The organism is Prolixibacter sp. SD074 (assembly GCF_009617895.1).
Lineage (GTDB): Bacteria > Bacteroidota > Bacteroidia > Bacteroidales > Prolixibacteraceae > Prolixibacter.
This window is the reverse complement of the sequence record NZ_BLAW01000001.1, coordinates 3,557,350-3,573,186: the sequence shown is the minus strand read 5'-3', so window position 1 is coordinate 3,573,186 and position 15,837 is coordinate 3,557,350. Positions and strand designations below refer to the sequence as shown.

General features: G+C 44.1%; 15 protein-coding genes and 1 tRNA gene. 4 read left to right on the top strand and 12 right to left on the bottom strand.

The annotated features are described in order from the left end of the window. Positions 1-129: 129 nt before the first annotated feature. The 10 genes from bglX to ald all read right to left on the bottom strand — a co-directional run bounded on the left by bglX (position 130) and on the right by ald (position 9,104). The gene (bglX, locus tag GJU82_RS15300) at positions 130-2,406 is read right to left on the bottom strand and encodes a beta-glucosidase BglX (RefSeq protein ID WP_153632949.1); all 2,277 of its coding nucleotides are present in this window, start codon (positions 2,404-2,406) and stop codon (positions 130-132) included. 376 nt (positions 2,407-2,782) lie between these two features. Further along, entirely contained in the window at positions 2,783-3,319 is a 537-nt protein-coding gene (locus tag GJU82_RS15295; protein WP_153632948.1) for a hypothetical protein, read from the bottom strand. Positions 3,320-3,340: 21 nt separating this feature from the next. Then, entirely contained in the window at positions 3,341-4,936 is a 1,596-nt protein-coding gene (locus GJU82_RS15290) for a peptidase domain-containing ABC transporter (protein ID WP_373921464.1), read from the bottom strand. Beyond that, positions 4,824-5,144, bottom strand: coding sequence for a hypothetical protein (locus tag GJU82_RS17990; protein WP_373921466.1), 321 nt, complete (start codon positions 5,142-5,144; stop codon positions 4,824-4,826). Before GJU82_RS17990 ends, GJU82_RS15290 begins: the two co-directional genes overlap by 113 nt. A 63-nt stretch (positions 5,145-5,207) precedes the next feature. Next, entirely contained in the window at positions 5,208-5,468 is a 261-nt protein-coding gene (locus GJU82_RS15285) for a hypothetical protein (RefSeq protein WP_153632946.1), read from the bottom strand. A 59-nt stretch (positions 5,469-5,527) separates the two neighbouring features. Then, positions 5,528-5,758: a hypothetical protein gene (locus GJU82_RS15280; protein WP_153632945.1), complete on the bottom strand. Its 231-nt coding sequence runs from the start codon at positions 5,756-5,758 to the stop codon at positions 5,528-5,530. Between the two features lie 357 nt (positions 5,759-6,115). Continuing rightward, positions 6,116-6,349, bottom strand: coding sequence for a hypothetical protein (locus tag GJU82_RS15275; protein ID WP_153632944.1), 234 nt, complete (start codon positions 6,347-6,349; stop codon positions 6,116-6,118). Between the two features lie 86 nt (positions 6,350-6,435). After that, positions 6,436-6,630: a hypothetical protein gene (locus GJU82_RS15270; RefSeq protein WP_153632943.1), complete on the bottom strand. Its 195-nt coding sequence runs from the start codon at positions 6,628-6,630 to the stop codon at positions 6,436-6,438. Between the two features lie 203 nt (positions 6,631-6,833). Then, positions 6,834-7,565: a hypothetical protein gene (locus GJU82_RS15265; protein WP_153632942.1), complete on the bottom strand. Its 732-nt coding sequence runs from the start codon at positions 7,563-7,565 to the stop codon at positions 6,834-6,836. A 426-nt stretch (positions 7,566-7,991) separates the two neighbouring features. Next, positions 7,992-9,104, bottom strand: coding sequence for an alanine dehydrogenase (ald, locus tag GJU82_RS15260; protein ID WP_153632941.1), 1,113 nt, complete (start codon positions 9,102-9,104; stop codon positions 7,992-7,994). A 255-nt stretch (positions 9,105-9,359) separates the two neighbouring features. On the opposite strand from ald, the gene GJU82_RS15255 reads away from it, so the two are divergent. Continuing rightward, on the top strand, positions 9,360-10,571 hold the full coding sequence (locus tag GJU82_RS15255) for a pyridoxal phosphate-dependent aminotransferase (RefSeq protein ID WP_153632940.1): 1,212 nt from the start codon (positions 9,360-9,362) through the stop codon (positions 10,569-10,571). Between the two features lie 4 nt (positions 10,572-10,575). Here GJU82_RS15255 and GJU82_RS15250 read toward each other — a convergent pair whose 3' ends face one another. Together GJU82_RS15250 and recQ are read right to left on the bottom strand one after the other, a co-directional pair. Further along, entirely contained in the window at positions 10,576-11,442 is an 867-nt protein-coding gene (locus tag GJU82_RS15250) for a CPBP family intramembrane glutamic endopeptidase (protein WP_153632939.1), read from the bottom strand. A 104-nt stretch (positions 11,443-11,546) separates the two neighbouring features. Beyond that, positions 11,547-13,724, bottom strand: coding sequence for a DNA helicase RecQ (gene recQ, locus GJU82_RS15245; RefSeq protein WP_153632938.1), 2,178 nt, complete (start codon positions 13,722-13,724; stop codon positions 11,547-11,549). Between the two features lie 227 nt (positions 13,725-13,951). Between recQ and tatC the strand changes: the two genes are divergently transcribed. The 3 genes from tatC to GJU82_RS15230 all read left to right on the top strand — a co-directional run bounded on the left by tatC (position 13,952) and on the right by GJU82_RS15230 (position 15,793). Further along, the gene (gene tatC / locus GJU82_RS15240) at positions 13,952-14,815 is read left to right on the top strand and encodes a twin-arginine translocase subunit TatC (protein ID WP_153632937.1); all 864 of its coding nucleotides are present in this window, start codon (positions 13,952-13,954) and stop codon (positions 14,813-14,815) included. Between the two features lie 52 nt (positions 14,816-14,867). Further along, entirely contained in the window at positions 14,868-15,617 is a 750-nt protein-coding gene (gene lptB / locus GJU82_RS15235; protein WP_153632936.1) for an LPS export ABC transporter ATP-binding protein, read from the top strand. A gap of 91 nt (positions 15,618-15,708) precedes the next feature. After that, positions 15,709-15,793 (top strand) — tRNA-Leu (locus GJU82_RS15230). Positions 15,794-15,837: the final 44 nt, after the last annotated feature.

The following is a 15,837-nucleotide window of genomic DNA, read 5'->3' as shown; positions in this document are numbered from 1 at the left end:
TCTGAATTTCCTATTGACAAATCTTAACAGATAACAACCAAAACCGAAAAATGCTTAAAAGAATTTTTCAGGCTAAAACGAAAAAACCCCGCAATGACCTTGCGGGGTTTTGATTTCGTTAAAATCAGTCTATTCTAAAACAAAGGAGTTTTCCTGTACATCATCGGAGTTGGTCCCGACAAATACTTTGAATTCTCCCGCTTCTGCTTTTTTCTTCAAACCGGCTCCGTAGAAAGCCAAATCGTCGGGCGTTAAAGTGAACGTCACTTTCTTCGACTCTCCCGTTTTCAGCAATATTTTCCGGAAACCTTTCAGTTCTTTCACCGGACGGGATACACTGCCAACCAAATCACGAATATATAATTGTACAACTTCTTCACCGGCTACCTTCCCGGTATTCTGAACGTTCACCGATACTTCGATTTTTCCGTCCATGCTCATTTCATGTGAGCTAAGTTCAACCGGCAAATATTTAAATGTAGTGTAACTCAAACCGTAACCAAACGGGAACAGCGGGGTTTTCTTTTGGTCGGTATAATGTGACCAGAAAACTGTTCCGGTCGGATTGGGACGGCCGGTACTTTTGTGGTTATAATAGATAGGAAGCTGTCCAACGGCACGCGGGAATGAAACCGGTAACTTACCAGACGGATTGTAATTGCCAAAGAGAACGTCAGCAATCGCGTTTCCGGCTTCCGAGCCCAAATGCCAGGCTTCGACAATCGCGGGTACATTTTCTGCCATCCAGTCAATCACCAACGGACGACCATTCATCAGAACAACCACCACATTTTTATTAGCGGCATAAACAGCTTTCATCAGCTGCTCCTGCAAACCTTTCATCTTAATCTCGGTCTGACTGCGACCTTCGCCGGTCTGAAAACAATCTTCGCCAACCGCCAAAACAACCACATCAGCGCTTGCTGCTATTTTGCGGGCTGCATCAAAGCCGGAACTGTCGGTGGTATTGAATTTCAATTCCTGTGTAAAGCTTCTGGGACCAACGGTAAGTGGAGTTCCTTCGGCATACTTCACGCTGTTCTTGTCAGCCACGGCAGCTTTTACTCCTTCGAGCAACGAAACAGCTGAACCGGTAACGGCCTGTGCACGCCAGCTTCCCAGCGGAACGTCTTTATCAGCTGCCAACGGACCAATCAAGGCGATGGTTTGTCCTTCCTTTTTCAGCGGAAGCAGATGGTTATCGTTTTTCAACAGAACAATGGAATGGCGGGCCACTTTCCGGGCTGCCGCCAAATGTTCCGGAGTAAGAATTTCGGTTTTCTCCCGATTCTCATTACTATATTTATATGGATCGTCGAACAGTCCCAATTCAAATTTTACGCGCAGGATACGACGAACCGCATCGTCAATCAGCGATTCATCCACTTTCCCTTCTTCTACCAATTTTTTCAGGGAAGTAATGTAGCAGTGGCCCTCCATGTCCATGTCGCTACCGGCTTTAATCGCCAGCTCGGCGGCTTCAGCTTTATTGGCTGCCACACCGTGAGGAATCAGTTCACCGATCGAATTCCAGTCGGAAACTACAAAACCATTGAATCCCCATTCGCCTTTTAGGATGTCACGCTGCAGATGAGCATTAGATGTTGATGGTGTTCCGCCAATTTCGTTGAAAGAATTCATTACCGTGGCAACTCCTGCCTTGACGGCTGCTTCGAACGGTGGCAGCACAATATTTCTTAAGGTGTGTTCACTAATGTCAACCGTGTTATATTCGAGGCCGGATTCAACAAAGCCATAAGCGGCAAAGTGCTTGGCACAGGCGGCAATGGTACTGTCTTCCGACAAATCGTCTCCCTGGAAACCATGAACGCGGGCAGCAGCAAATTGCGCTCCCAGGTACGGGTCTTCGCCCGAACCTTCCGTGATACGTCCCCAACGGGCGTCGCGGCCAATGTCCATCATCGGGGCAAAGGTCCACTGCAAACCGGCAGCCGATGCTTCCACCGCAGCTACATGTGCCGAAAGTTTTGCCAGTTCCGGTTCCCAGCTGGCAGCTTCGCCTAACGGAATTGGGAACATGGTTTTAAAGCCGTGAATAACGTCATAACCGAAAATCAACGGAATGTGCAGCCTGGAATTTTTCATTGCCAGCTCCTGCGTTTTGCGTGTCGCTTCGGCCCCCACTACATTCAACATCGAACCAACAGCGCCGGATTTAATTTCCTGTAACTGTTCCTGTGCGGATGCTCCCTGCGGTGCAGGACCGGTCATTTCCCATTGACTGGTGTACTGATTTAACTGACCAATCTTTTCATCCAGCGTCATTTTACGGAGAAGCTCATTTACTTTCTTCTCGATGGCTTCATCGTTTGCTTTTGGCTTCAATGCATACAAGTTATTGCCCAGGGGTAGAAATAATAATAGCAGAATTGCAGACCACTTCATGTTAATTTGTTTTAGTTGTGTTTTAGCTGACAGGTTGATACAATGAATTTAATCCGAAACAAAGGAAAGACTTTTCTGCAAAAAACAGAAGTAATTGTACGAGAAACAATATCGGCTTTAACAAGAAAAATACACTTAATTCAATCCTCTTATCCTGAAAGAATAAGAAAGGGAAAAGAGTCACCGACATTGGACGGTATTAAAAATACCAATTTAAACGATATTTAATCATACATCGTTAAGGTGGCACCCAACAGTTTTTTAATACTTAGATTCAATGCCGGCAAACACACATTGTAGATAAAAATGATGTTTAGTTTAAACATACAGCCCGTCTAACATTGCTCGATGAACCATGAAGACGAAATCAAGACTGCTACTTATTTTTCGAAAACAAAGTAGATAACGGAGCAATGAGTTTTTCAAGTAAGGGTTGTTCTCCAACAACAATTCTTGCATTTCCTTTCATGTTTGGGTAAAAAGGTATCCTTTTCATTTGTGTTGTAGCCATTCCATTATCCAACCTAATCGTTACTTTAAAAAATTCCATACCTCTCATTGTTACAGGAACACGAGACATCTTTATCAATTTACCTCTAAGCAAACCATAACGACTTTTATCATAGCCTTCCATCTCAATGAGAGCGCTTTGATGTTGTTGAATTTTCGTAATAAACCGGTAAGGCAAAGTGACCTGAACGTAATAATTTGACGAAGAGTCAACGTGCGACAATAAAACTGCCTCACCCTGCACCGTTTCCGGGTAACGAAAAAAATAACTCCCGACTAAGACGACCGAAACAATAACAAAAAGGACAGATATACCTATACGCACAATGCGCGGTGGAATCTTCCCTATGATGTTTCTGACTTTCTCACTTCGAAGTTCTATATTATCCTTATCCATTGCCATACGTTACATGATTAACCATGACTACACTCCTAATTCCAGTTGATTTTTTACCAATTCGTAATAGTAATTTCTCTTTTGCGTGAGTTCTGCATGTGTTCCCAGCTCGACGATTTCACCTTGGTCAAGAACAACGATTTGATCCGCATTTTTGACCGTGCTCAAACGGTGCGCAACAATAACAACTGTTTTACCCTGATAAAACCTATCCAGATTTTCACTGATTTCCTTCTCATTCCTCGCATCCAAGGCATTAGTCGCTTCGTCTAAAAACAAAAAATCCGGGTTCTTGTACACTGCCCTCGATATTAATATCCGCTGCCGTTGTCCCTGGCTGATCCCCTGCCCTTCCTGACCAACTTCGGTATTATATGCCAGCGGTAATTCACTAATGAATGAATGTATATTAGCCATTTTTGCTGCTTGCAGTAGTTTTTGTTTATCAATTTCATCGTCCGACACCGCTATATTCCTGGCTATAGATTCGGAAAAAATAAAGCCATCTTGCATCACTGCACCACATTGATTTCTCCACCACCGTATATCGTATTCCGATAACTCATGCCCATCGATTTTAATAAGCCCTTCAGTTGGTGTATAATATCCAAGGAGTAATTTCACCAATGTTGTTTTTCCACTGCCACTTGCACCGACAATTGCCGTCACCTTTCCTTGCGGAATAATTAAATCAATATTCTGAAGCACCTTTGGAGAATGTGGCCCTTCATACTGAAAGCACAGATTTTCTATTTCTATACTCCGATTTCCCCTTAAAATACCTCGTAGTTTAGCTTCCGGCTCTACTTCCTCATCTTCCTTGCGATGAATTTCAGCCAACCGGTCAAGACTAATTTTAACATCCTGCATATTGTGAATGAATTCTACCAACTGTTCCAAAGGACTGTTCAATTGCCCAATGATATACTGTATTGCCAACATCATACCCAGGGTAAGCGTCCCGTTGATTACTGCTGTTGCAGCCAAAACGGTAATTAAAATATTTTTTAGTTCATTGATGAATACCGTACCGCCATTCTGCCATTGCTCCAGTGATAGAGAAGCAACATTCACGTAAAATAAATCAGCCTGTACATCCTCCCATTCCCAGCGCTTCCGTTTTTCACAATTTTGTAGCTTTATTTCCTGCATTCCATTAATTAGCTGATATATTTTGCTCTGGTTAATGGCCTCTTGCTCAAATTGCTTATAATCCAGCATACGACGTTTCTTTAGGAACAGAAAAATCCACGCTGTATAAAAGATGCTACCCGCTAGAAATATTACAAATATCTTCAAACTGTAAATCAGTAATACTATCCCGAAAATAATGAAGTTAAAAAACGAAAAAACAACCCCAAGCGATTGTGCAGTGAGGAATCGCTCTATTCTACGATGATCCTCCATACGCTGCAAAATATCGCCAACCAGTTTTGTATCGAAAAAACTCATCGGCAGTTTCATCAACTTGATCAGGAAGTCAGAAATAAGCGACACGTTGATGCGGGTACTAATATGCAGTAATATCCATCTTCTGATAAAATCGACCACCGCTCGGCTCAGGAACAACACCATTTGTGCCAGCAGCACCAAATAAATAAACCCGATATTCTGGTTGGAGATACCAACCATTAGTAGTAGCAGTATTAGTAAATGGGATATTTGCATTGTCACATAATTGAATCGCGTACTTACTAATATCGACAATCACCTTCTCGAAGTACATAAATGGCTCTCCACCAAACCATTCAATATGAAGAGAGCTAATATGTTCCTCTCGAATCATATATTCCAGATGGTTTTTAACCTTCTCAATTACTACATCTTTCATTAATGATTCTTTGTGATCCTGAACACCAACAATTAAAATTACAATTTAAGGTAGGTATCAAAATTAAAAAATAATCCTTGCTTTTCTTGACTTAATTGTCTCATTACGAATGATTTCAATTTCATCAACCTCATCATCTACAATAAATTGGTTAGCACATAGCTTTTCGTAAAAAGACGGCGATAAGTCCTTTAGAATATTCAAATTGTTTCTAATTTTCTCGCTGAGGTCCTTCTTTAATGTAAAGAACTTATGAGATATTCCATTGAACCAAAGCACATCACCCTTATAGTCCAAATAATAATTATATTTGCTCTCTTTCATTTTTTAATATTTTGATGAGAGGTATGTCCTCACATAAAGTGAGAACATACCACAATTACTTAGCTAGAACATGCACAACCTGATACACAATTACCAGTTTGACCAGTTTGACACTGGTACAGATTTGAACCACATGCATACTGATCTTGTTTTATTTTTTCGTTACCTCCTCTAATACGGAGTGCCTCAAGAGATGTAAGCTCCTCTCCTGAAAACAGTTCAATATTCACATTAGAATGTCTTTCCTCGATCTGTTCGATTTTGAAAGACTGACCTTTTTTATTTTTCATAAAAATAATTTTTAATTATAATATCACCCTTTCCTCTCACTATTGCAAGATTCACCTCTATTGAGTAGCTTTGCTTTTACATACTGGTAGCTTTTGCTACTTGGCCGCCTCCTGTAGAGGATGGATTAATTTCATCTTTAGTCTGGAGGCGGCTATTTTGCCAAGTTGTTCTTCCCTAAATCTTGGATCGTTAAAATCTTCATATCCCTGAAACATAAATTTCTGAATTAATAAAAAAGCCTTCCTGTGGATATCTACTGTGATGTCTTATTGTCTACCTGTCAAAAAACAATACTATAAAACCACAATCTCAAAAACTGACAGCGATCATTATTTATATCGATTGCAAATTATCATTCACAATTTTTCATAGCCAATCTTAAACTCTTCAGCACAACAAAAACAGTATGAAGTTTTAGTTGTGTTGAATCGAATCTCGGCTCCCAGATCTTTCAAATCATTCAGAAGCCGGAACAGACTACTTTCTGATACGCCAATTTTTCGGGCAAACTCCTTCGAACTCCCCGTCGCCCGTAACCGAATCAACTGGTCCATCTGCTCCAATTTGTTCAATCGTTCGATAAAAGTCATTTTAGGTTTAGTTTATTTGGTTCTACATTATTTGCCCCCCAATCCCCCAGCCGGAAGACTTCAGGCCGCCAACCCCAATCAACAACTCAGGCTAACTCCTCTCCCCGCTTGGGGAGAGGCCGGGTGTGGGGCTCAACTAACTCACCACAATGAGTAACTACGTCGTCAGTATTGGCTCCTAACTTGTCGGAATGAGCTTCTAACTCGCAAGTATTGGCTCCTAACTCGTCGGTACGTCCTTCTAACTTCCCGGAATCAGTAACTACGTTTAGGATATTCACTTCTAAGTCATCAGAATGCTTAACTACGTTTGATGTATTTGCTTCTATCTTACCAAGATTGGCAACTATGTACGAAGTATTACTTTCGAGCTTGCCGGAATGAGTAACTATGTCCGGAGTACGTCCTTCTAACTCGTTGGAACGGGCAACTAAATGCCCGGTACTTCCTGCGGAGTAAAACAGATGGTTATTACGCTCACCAATCAGGCCTCCGGGCTGTTGCTTTCGTCCGATTCGGAACTGCTGCTGCCTTTGCTTCCCTGCATCCTTACCAGCTTGCTAAAGACAAACAGGTCGCGTTTGGCCTTATCGTTTTTAAACAGCTGCTTACCAATGGCACCAATATCCATGGCCTGTGCGTAAACCGCATTCAGTTTGGTCACCAGCTGTACCGTATCCAGCCTGGTACTTCCCTTCAGGCTCTCCTGGGTAACGTTGGCCTGGTTCAGGGTATCGGCATAACCAATTATCCGGTCGAGGCGGTCGGCGTTCACACCATGGGCTTCCATATCGGTGCGCAGCTCTTCGGTGAGGTTGTTGCGGAAGGTGATCACTAAATCAATGCCCTCGGATTGATTGAGATGGGCAGCGGGCCACAAGTCGGCGTAGCCAAGCCACTTCAGCAAATCTTCGCGCCCGCCGGGATCGGTGCGGTATCCTCTCTCAATCTGGGTTTTGATCATCACCAAATCATCGCGGGCGTCAACCAATAGCTGGTTCACCTGCGTGGTGGCATTTCGTAAATTCTTCCGGGTATTAATACCGTGAACAGTGGTGAGTATCTGTTGAATGTTTTCGCGGAAAGAGGCAATAAACGGGTCGGCCCATAAGGGCTGTTCGGCTACCAAAGCTTCTTTTTCCTGTTCAAAATGGCCGGTTAGCGTTAGGGCGGCTACCAACATCGACAAATCGCTGTAATTGAATTTTCGGTTCATCGTTTGTATTTTAACGATTAACATATTATAGTTGTATGAAAACAAGCCTGACTCATATATACAAATGTTGAAATGTAAACAGTCAGTCATTTTCAAATCCTAAAAAATATTCCCTTCAGAATACACGCTATGCTAAACAGAAGCAGAACTGAGAACCCCAAAATATCTGTCCTGGCTTTCGGTTGTTAATACCCTATTTCCCGAAAAGGTTACCCCTTTTTTTCGAAAAAAAAATAAAACCATTTGAATTTTCGCTGTTCATAACCGGCTTTGATTAATACCAGAATACTAAACATAAACCACTTACGTATGTTAATAACATAACACTAACAAAAACGAAGTTGATGCAATATGATAATCAGTTAAACTAAAAAGAGGCCGTCAGTAAACTGACGGCCTCCCGGTTTATTATCGTTAAGCAACTGCTTACAGAATGCTGTCTACATCGTAATAAGTGAGCCCAAACGCTTCGGCAACGCCTTTGTAAACTACTTTGCCATCGATCACGTTCAATCCTTTTTTTAGGGAGTTGTCTTCGCGGCAAGCCTGCTTCCAGCCTTTCTCAGCCAAATCGATGGCGTGAGGCAGGGTGGCATTGGTCAACGCCAGTGTAGAGGTACGTGGAACGGCACCCGGCATGTTGGCAACTGAATAGTGGATTACATCGTCAATCACGAAAGTGGGATCGTCGTGTGTCGTTGGATGGGTTGTTTCGATACAACCGCCCTGGTCGATAGCTACGTCAACCAGCACGGTTCCCGGCTTCATGGTTTTCAGCATGTCGCGGGTAATCAGGTTCGGAGCTTTTGCACCCGGAATTAATACGGCACCAATAATCAAATCGTGATCCTGAACCATTTGGCGAATATTGAATTCATTCGACATCATGGTTTTTACGTTAGCTGGCATGATATCATCGAGGTAACGCATACGTCTCAGGCTTACGTCCATGATGGTTACATCAGCACCCAACCCGGCAGCCATTTTAGCCGCTTCGGTGCCTACAATACCGCCGCCGATAATCAGCACTTTGGCAGGATGGACCCCGGGAACACCCCCCAATAGCATTCCGCGTCCACCGTAGGTTTTTTCGAGGTATTTGGCGCCTTCCTGTACCGACATACGGCCGGCTACTTCGGACATGGGAACCAGCAATGGCAATGAACGGTCGGGCAACTCAACGGTTTCGTAAGCCAAACATACCGACTTGTTACGGAGCATGGCGTTAGTCAACGCTTCTGATGAAGCAAAGTGAAAGTATGTGTAGAGCAACTGGCCTTCGCGAATCAGTTCATATTCAGGCTCGATAGGCTCTTTTACTTTGATAATCATTTCGGCCTTGCCATATACATCTTCGATAGTCGGGAGCATTTGTGCACCGGCGGAAACATATTCCTCATCGGCGAAACCACTTCCCATACCTGCTGTAGCCTGAACATATACTTCGTGACCACGCTTAACTAACTCTGCAGCGCCGGCAGGCGTTAACGCAACCCGGTTTTCGTTGTTTTTAATTTCCTTTGGAACTCCTATTATCATGACTAATTTATTTTTTGGGTATTTCCCAAAATTAGAGGAAATAATCACACGTTAATATGACGAACCCCCATAATTTTCAACTATTCAGCTTAAATTAACATATCACTCGTATGACCAATTGAAAAGTTCGTTTTTTATAACTGTTTAATACTTTTTTCAATATTAATATTACAATAATTAAACATCTGCCCCATTTGACTGACAGTTTATAATATTACCTTTGCCAATTCCAACTTGAAAGTATAAGATTGCAGGATGCCTAAAATTTCAACCCGCGGGGATTTATTGCCCGAATCATCGATACGGAAGCTGGTACCTTACGCAGAGAAGGCCAGGGCGCAGGGAAAGAAGGTTATACAATTAAATATTGGTCAGCCCGATATCAAGACCCCTCCACATGCGATTGAGCGTATCCGGAATTTCAATTTCGAACTGATTCCTTACGGACAATCGTACGGCAACGATTCGTACCGGAAAAAATTGGCCCAATACTACCGTAACCGGAAAATCGATGTGGAATACACCGACATCCTGATTACTACCGGCGGGTCCGAAGCCATATCGTTTACCTTTATGATTTGCTTTAACCCGGGCGACGAAATCATCATTCCCGAGCCTTTTTATGCCAACTACCGTTCGTTCGCCGTTGGTACCGACGTGGTTATCAAGCCCATTGCATCACATATCGAAGACGGTTTCCAATTGCCATCCATTCCGGAATTTGAAAAGGTAATCACTTCCAAAACAAAGGGCATCTTTATTTGCAATCCCAATAACCCGACCGGATATCTCTACTCTAAGGAAGAATTGGGACAATTGCGTGAGCTCGTGCTAAAGCACGACCTGTACCTGATTGCCGACGAGGTTTATAAGGAGTTTGTATACGACGGATTTCAACACCATTCGGTGATGGAGCTTGAAAAAACGGACGATCATGTTATTATGATCGATTCCGTTTCGAAACGGTTCAGCGCCTGCGGTATTCGCATTGGGTCGGTTGTATCGCGTAACAAAAAGCTCATCTCATCGATACTGAAACTGGGTATGGCACGGCTTTGTCCTCCTATTCTTGGACAGGAAGTAGCTGAAGCTGCTGTCGACAGTCCGCCCGAATACATGGAAGAGGTATATAACGAATATCTTCGCCGCCGGAATTATTTCATCAATGCCTTGAACGAAATTCCCGGGGTTTATTCCCCCATGCCGAGAGGCGCCTTCTACTCCATGGTCAGGCTACCGGTTGAAGACAGCGGCCATTTCTGCCAATGGATACTGGAAGAGTTTGAATACAATGGCTCTACGGTAATGCTGGCCCCTGCTTCCGGCTTCTATAGCTCCGACGATAGCGGAAAAAATGAGGTGCGCGTGGCTTATGTCCTCAACGTGGATGACCTGAAGGAGGCAGTGGCCTGCATACGTGAAGCGCTGAAAGTTTACCCGCACCGGACGCCGGAAGCAGAAGGTTGATAACCTATTCGGCCAATTCGTTTACCGGACGTTGATAAAACTGGCGGTAAGCCAACCAACTGCTTAGCGCCAGGAGCACGGCCAACGTCACCAGCGAAGCATTCGGCCCGAAGGAACCCCCGGTCAGGTTTTCATTACCATGAAGCCACATGAGGAATAGACCGTGGGTACGCGGGCTTCCACTTACGGAAAACCCGAAAACCGGTCCCTGCACAAAGTTCCACAAGAAGTGTAGTCCTATTGGTGCCCAGAGATTTCTTCCGCGAATGCGCAATAAACCAAGAACAACACCTAACAGGATGACATTAATCAACGCAATGGCGTTAAAACTTCTGTTAGCCATATGCATCAATGCGAAAACCACCGCCGTTAGAATTACTGCCAGATATACAGGCATTTGTTTGGTATAATAACCAAGCAGATAACCCCGATATAAAAACTCTTCGTACAGCGATACAAAAAGGTAATACAGCAGCAGGTAAAGCATACTTTGCATATGAAAATTACCTTTTCCCAGGCCCACCTGGTCCATCGATATCAAAACAAAAGTGACCAGAATAATCAGTGCCGCACCCAGCAAACTTCCGTACACAAATTGGTTCAGGTTGAACCGGATTTTCAGCATGTCGGACAGCGAACGCTTATCGATAAAACGCACCAGTAACATAATGGTCAAAAAGGCGGCCATGAATGTCACTATGGCCATTATAAGTTGATTATGGGGGATTTCTGCATATGAACGGGGTACAAACCCGGTACCTTCAATCTCCCCTCTTAGGAGGTAATATATGCCGGTAAGCCCCAGCAGTAGCACAACAAATACCGCATGCAATAATATAGTCCTGAGGAGAACAAATAAGACTTTCTTCATTAGTTGGTTGGTTAGTTTACCGTTTTAACGGCCAGTTTATAGGTTTAAAAAAAGAGGGCCTGCCATCAGGCTCTCTTTATACGTTAGTTTATGGTTGTTTGCGATTAGTTTCCCATCTCACTCAGGAATTTGATCCGGACCAGCCGGACCTCCTCCTCACTATACTCTTCGCCCAGTTCGGCCATCGCCTCTTCCAGCGAATCGCTCTCGGCATCTTCCCGGAAGTAAGCAAAAATGTCACCTACCTGATCCTCATCGAGTACATCGTTTAGGTAATAGTCGATATTTAGTTTTGTACCCGAATGGACGATGGCTTCGATTTCACTTAATAAATCGGTCATCGACTGATCTTTCGAAGAAGCGATCTCATCTAACGGGATTTTCCGATCGATACCCTGGATGATGAATACCTTATTTTTCGATTTGTTGGCTACCGAGCGGTACACCATGTCCTGCGCCCGCTCAATACCTTTTTCGTCCACATATTTGGCAATCAAATCAACAAACTCTTTCCCGTACCGGCGTGCTTTTCCCTGTCCTACCCCGGCAATTCCCTGAAGCTCATCAAGATTTGTCGGATACTGGACAGACATATCGGAAAGTGACGGATCCTGGAAGATGACGAATGGTGGCAGATTAAGTTTCTGAGACATTTCCCTGCGTAACTTTTTCAGCATGTTAAAGAGCTCCGGATCACCGGCTGAAGTTCCCTGCGGGGCAGCTGGTTCTTCGTCCGCAGCCTCATAGTTATGATTTTTTACAACCAAAAACGAATGCGGATTTTTCAGGTAGTTACGGCCTTCGTCCGTCAGTTTCAATACACCGTAATTTTCAATATCCTTGCGGAGAAAACCAGAGATAATACACTGCCGGAATACTGCATTCCACAGCCTCACATCGTACTCTTTCCCCGAACCGAAAACAGATATCTCGTGATGCCTGAATGATTTTACAGCGGCGGTATCGTTTCCGATCAGGATATTGACAATATGTTCTCCCTTGAACTGCTCTTTCACCCCGGTTACAGCGTTCAGTGCCAAGACAACCATCTCTTTGCCCTCAATCTGCTCCTTCGGGTTCATGCAGTTGTCACAAGACCCGCAATTTTCAACTTCGTAATGCTCGCCAAAATAGTTCAGTAAAATGGTGCGCCGGCACAAAGCCGATTCAGCATAAGCTACTGTATCGAGCAACAGCTGCTGCCCAATCTCCTGTTCAGCAACCGGCTTACCTTGCATGAATTTCTCCAGTTTCTGAATATCCTTATAGCTGTACATTGTAATACAATGCCCCTCGCCTCCATCGCGCCCGGCCCGGCCCGTTTCCTGATAATAACCTTCGAGCGACTTGGGAATGTCGTAATGAATCACAAAACGGACATCGGGTTTGTCGATTCCCATCCCAAAAGCAATCGTGGCCACAATCACATCCACCTCCTCCATCAGGAATTTGTCCTGATTTCCGGAACGGGTGGCCGAGTCCATACCGGCATGATATGCAAGGGCACGAATACCGTTGACCTGCAATGTGGCTGCCAGCTCTTCTACTTTTTTCCGGCTGAGACAATATATAATACCCGATTTCCCGGCATTGTCCTTGATATATTTGATGATTTGCTCAACAGGCTTAACCTTTGGCCTGACTTCGTAAAAAAGGTTGGGCCGATTAAACGACGACTTAAAGACCCTGGCATCGAGCATCCCCAGGTTCTTCTGGATATCGTGCTGGACCTTTGGGGTAGCCGTAGCAGTTAGCGCGATAATGGGCGCATGTCCTATTTCGTTTACAATGGGACGTATCCGACGGTATTCCGGCCGGAAATCATGTCCCCACTCCGAAATACAGTGCGCCTCGTCGATGGCATAAAACGAAATATTAACGTTTTTCAGGAATTCAATGTTTTCCTCCTTGGTCAGCGATTCAGGGGCTACATACAACAGTTTTGTACGCTGTGCCAGCACGTCGTCCCTTACCTTTTGAATTGCTGATTTAGTCAATGATGAGTTAAGAAAGTGGGCCACACCTTCTTCTGTACTGAAACTCCGGATGGCATCCACCTGGTTCTTCATCAACGCGATTAGGGGGGATATGACAATGGCTGTTCCTTCCTGCAACAAGGCTGGCAACTGGTAGCACAACGATTTTCCACCACCAGTGGGCATTAATACAAAGGTATCGTTCCCTTCCAGCACGCTTTCAATAATCTCCTCCTGCTGCCCCTTAAACCGGTCGAAACCGAAATATTTCTGCAATTGGGCAGAAAGAGAAACACCTTTATTCATAGTCTAATCTCCTTTAACTCTTAAGGCCGCTCCGGCGTCGCCTTCACTAAGATATCTAAATAATATTAGTAGTACAAATTTGCTCCGGCCAGCAGAAATTCAGGCAAAATACGGTTTTCGATTTCAGCGCCCAAACCTAAAAAAAAAGGCCAAAGATTGTATATTTGTCAGGAATTTATTGGAGCAACATTCTCCACATTAAACCCAAACATGCTAATTTGAATCTGATGGCTGAACAGGAAAAATTACCTGGCGGAAAATCAACGAACGAAAATAGGAAAAAAAAAGAAGAAGAAATGTCTTTCCTTGAACATCTGGAAGTTCTTAGGTGGCATCTGGTCCGTGCAGTAGTCGCCGTGGTGATTTTCGCTATCCTCGCTTTTGCCAACTACCACTTCATTTTCGATACGTTGATATTGGAACCCAAAACGCCGGCGTTTCCCACCAACCAGTTTTTTAACTGGATTTCGCAAGTGCTGAATATCCCGGCGTTGGCGATTAATAACAAACCGTTGCAGATTATCAATATTAATATGGCCGGACAGTTCGCTACCCACATCAAGGTTTCTTTGCTGGGAGGTGTCATTCTCGGATTTCCGTATCTCTTCTGGGAGTTTTGGCGATTCATCAAGCCGGCTTTGTACGAAAAAGAGCAAAAATATGCCACAGGAGCCGTAGTTTACAGCTCACTACTTTTTATTATCGGCATCCTGTTTGGTTACTACCTGATTGTTCCACTATCGGTAAATTTTCTTGGCTCGTACGACATCAGCGACCAGGTTACCAACCAAATCAACCTGAGCAGCTACATCAGTACCATCAGTTCCATTGTCCTCGCCGGAGGTATAGTGTTTGAACTTCCGGTAGCCATTTATTTTTTAAGTAAAGTAGGACTGGTTACCCCCAATTTCATGCGGAGGTACCGAAGGCATTCCTACATCGTCCTGCTGCTGCTTTCAGCCATTATCACGCCGCCCGATGTTTTCAGCCAAATAATGGTCTGTTTCCCATTGATTTTCCTTTATGAAATCGGAATTGTGATTTCGAAACGGGTGGCCAAAAAGCGTGAAGAAGATTTGCTGGAAGCTTAACATGTCCCTGTCTGTTCATTATTTTTATCTTTGCAATTCAATCCATTGAATTATGAAGCTTAGGGCTGAAAATATTGTTAAAAAATATCGGAAACGCACCGTAGTAAAAGGAGTGTCGATTGATGTGCAGCAGGGAGAGATTGTCGGACTGCTGGGACCAAACGGTGCCGGAAAAACCACTTCATTTTACATGATTGTAGGCCTGATTCGTGCCAATGGTGGCCGTATTTTTCTGGACGAAAAAGATATTACTTCATACCCGGTTTACCGAAGAGCGCAGCTTGGCATTGGGTATTTGGCCCAGGAAGCTTCGGTCTTCCGCCAGTTAAGTGTGGAAGACAATATCAAGGCTGTTTTGGAGATGACCAAGTTCCCGAAGGAATACCAAAAAGAACAACTGGAATCGTTGTTGGATGAGTTTGGCTTGCAACGTATCCGGAAAAGTAAAGGGATACAACTTTCGGGAGGTGAACGCCGCCGAACAGAGATTGCCCGTGCTCTTGCCATCAAGCCGGCTTTTATCCTTCTTGATGAACCATTTGCCGGAGTCGACCCCATTGCGGTGGAAGATATTCAGCAAATTGTTTATCGCCTGAAGGACAAAAATATTGGCATCCTGATTACCGATCATAACGTACACGAAACCCTCTCGATTACCGACCGCTCGTACCTGTTGTTTGACGGTAATATTCTGAAAAGCGGAACGGCAGAGGAATTGGCGGCAGACGAAGATGTGCGCAAGGTTTATCTCGGCAAAAACTTCGAACTAAGAAAAGGAAAACGGAAAAGTAAGCCTGAGTAGATGCTCATTCGCGTCATTCCAAAACACTTAATTAATCGCTTACAATTTAGTTGTTTTAAAAAATTACACTATATTTGCACCGCCAAAAAAAGCGGACGTGGCGTAATTGGTAGCCGCGCCAGACTTAGGATCTGGTGCCGTAAGGCGTGTGGGTTCGAGTCCCTCCGTCCGCACCATTACCTTAACCGCTTTCGCTTCCGGGTGCCGGATTGCCGAGGCG

Bases quoted from the DNA above. Each gene is read 5' to 3' on its own strand.
- bglX (WP_153632949.1), bottom strand. From the start codon at position 2,406: ATGAAGTGGTCTGCAATTCTGCTATTATTATTTCTACCCCTGGGCAAT.
- GJU82_RS15295 (WP_153632948.1), bottom strand. From the start codon at position 3,319: ATGGCAATGGATAAGGATAATATAGAACTTCGAAGTGAGAAAGTCAGA.
- GJU82_RS17990 (WP_373921466.1), bottom strand. From the start codon at position 5,144: ATGAAAGATGTAGTAATTGAGAAGGTTAAAAACCATCTGGAATATATG.
- GJU82_RS15285 (WP_153632946.1), bottom strand. From the start codon at position 5,468: ATGAAAGAGAGCAAATATAATTATTATTTGGACTATAAGGGTGATGTG.
- GJU82_RS15280 (WP_153632945.1), bottom strand. From the start codon at position 5,758: ATGAAAAATAAAAAAGGTCAGTCTTTCAAAATCGAACAGATCGAGGAA.
- GJU82_RS15275 (WP_153632944.1), bottom strand. From the start codon at position 6,349: ATGACTTTTATCGAACGATTGAACAAATTGGAGCAGATGGACCAGTTG.
- GJU82_RS15265 (WP_153632942.1), bottom strand. From the start codon at position 7,565: ATGAACCGAAAATTCAATTACAGCGATTTGTCGATGTTGGTAGCCGCC.
- ald (WP_153632941.1), bottom strand. From the start codon at position 9,104: ATGATAATAGGAGTTCCAAAGGAAATTAAAAACAACGAAAACCGGGTT.
- GJU82_RS15255 (WP_153632940.1), top strand. From the start codon at position 9,360: ATGCCTAAAATTTCAACCCGCGGGGATTTATTGCCCGAATCATCGATA.
- GJU82_RS15250 (WP_153632939.1), bottom strand. From the start codon at position 11,442: ATGAAGAAAGTCTTATTTGTTCTCCTCAGGACTATATTATTGCATGCG.
- recQ (WP_153632938.1), bottom strand. From the start codon at position 13,724: ATGAATAAAGGTGTTTCTCTTTCTGCCCAATTGCAGAAATATTTCGGT.
- tatC (WP_153632937.1), top strand. From the start codon at position 13,952: ATGGCTGAACAGGAAAAATTACCTGGCGGAAAATCAACGAACGAAAAT.
- lptB (WP_153632936.1), top strand. From the start codon at position 14,868: ATGAAGCTTAGGGCTGAAAATATTGTTAAAAAATATCGGAAACGCACC.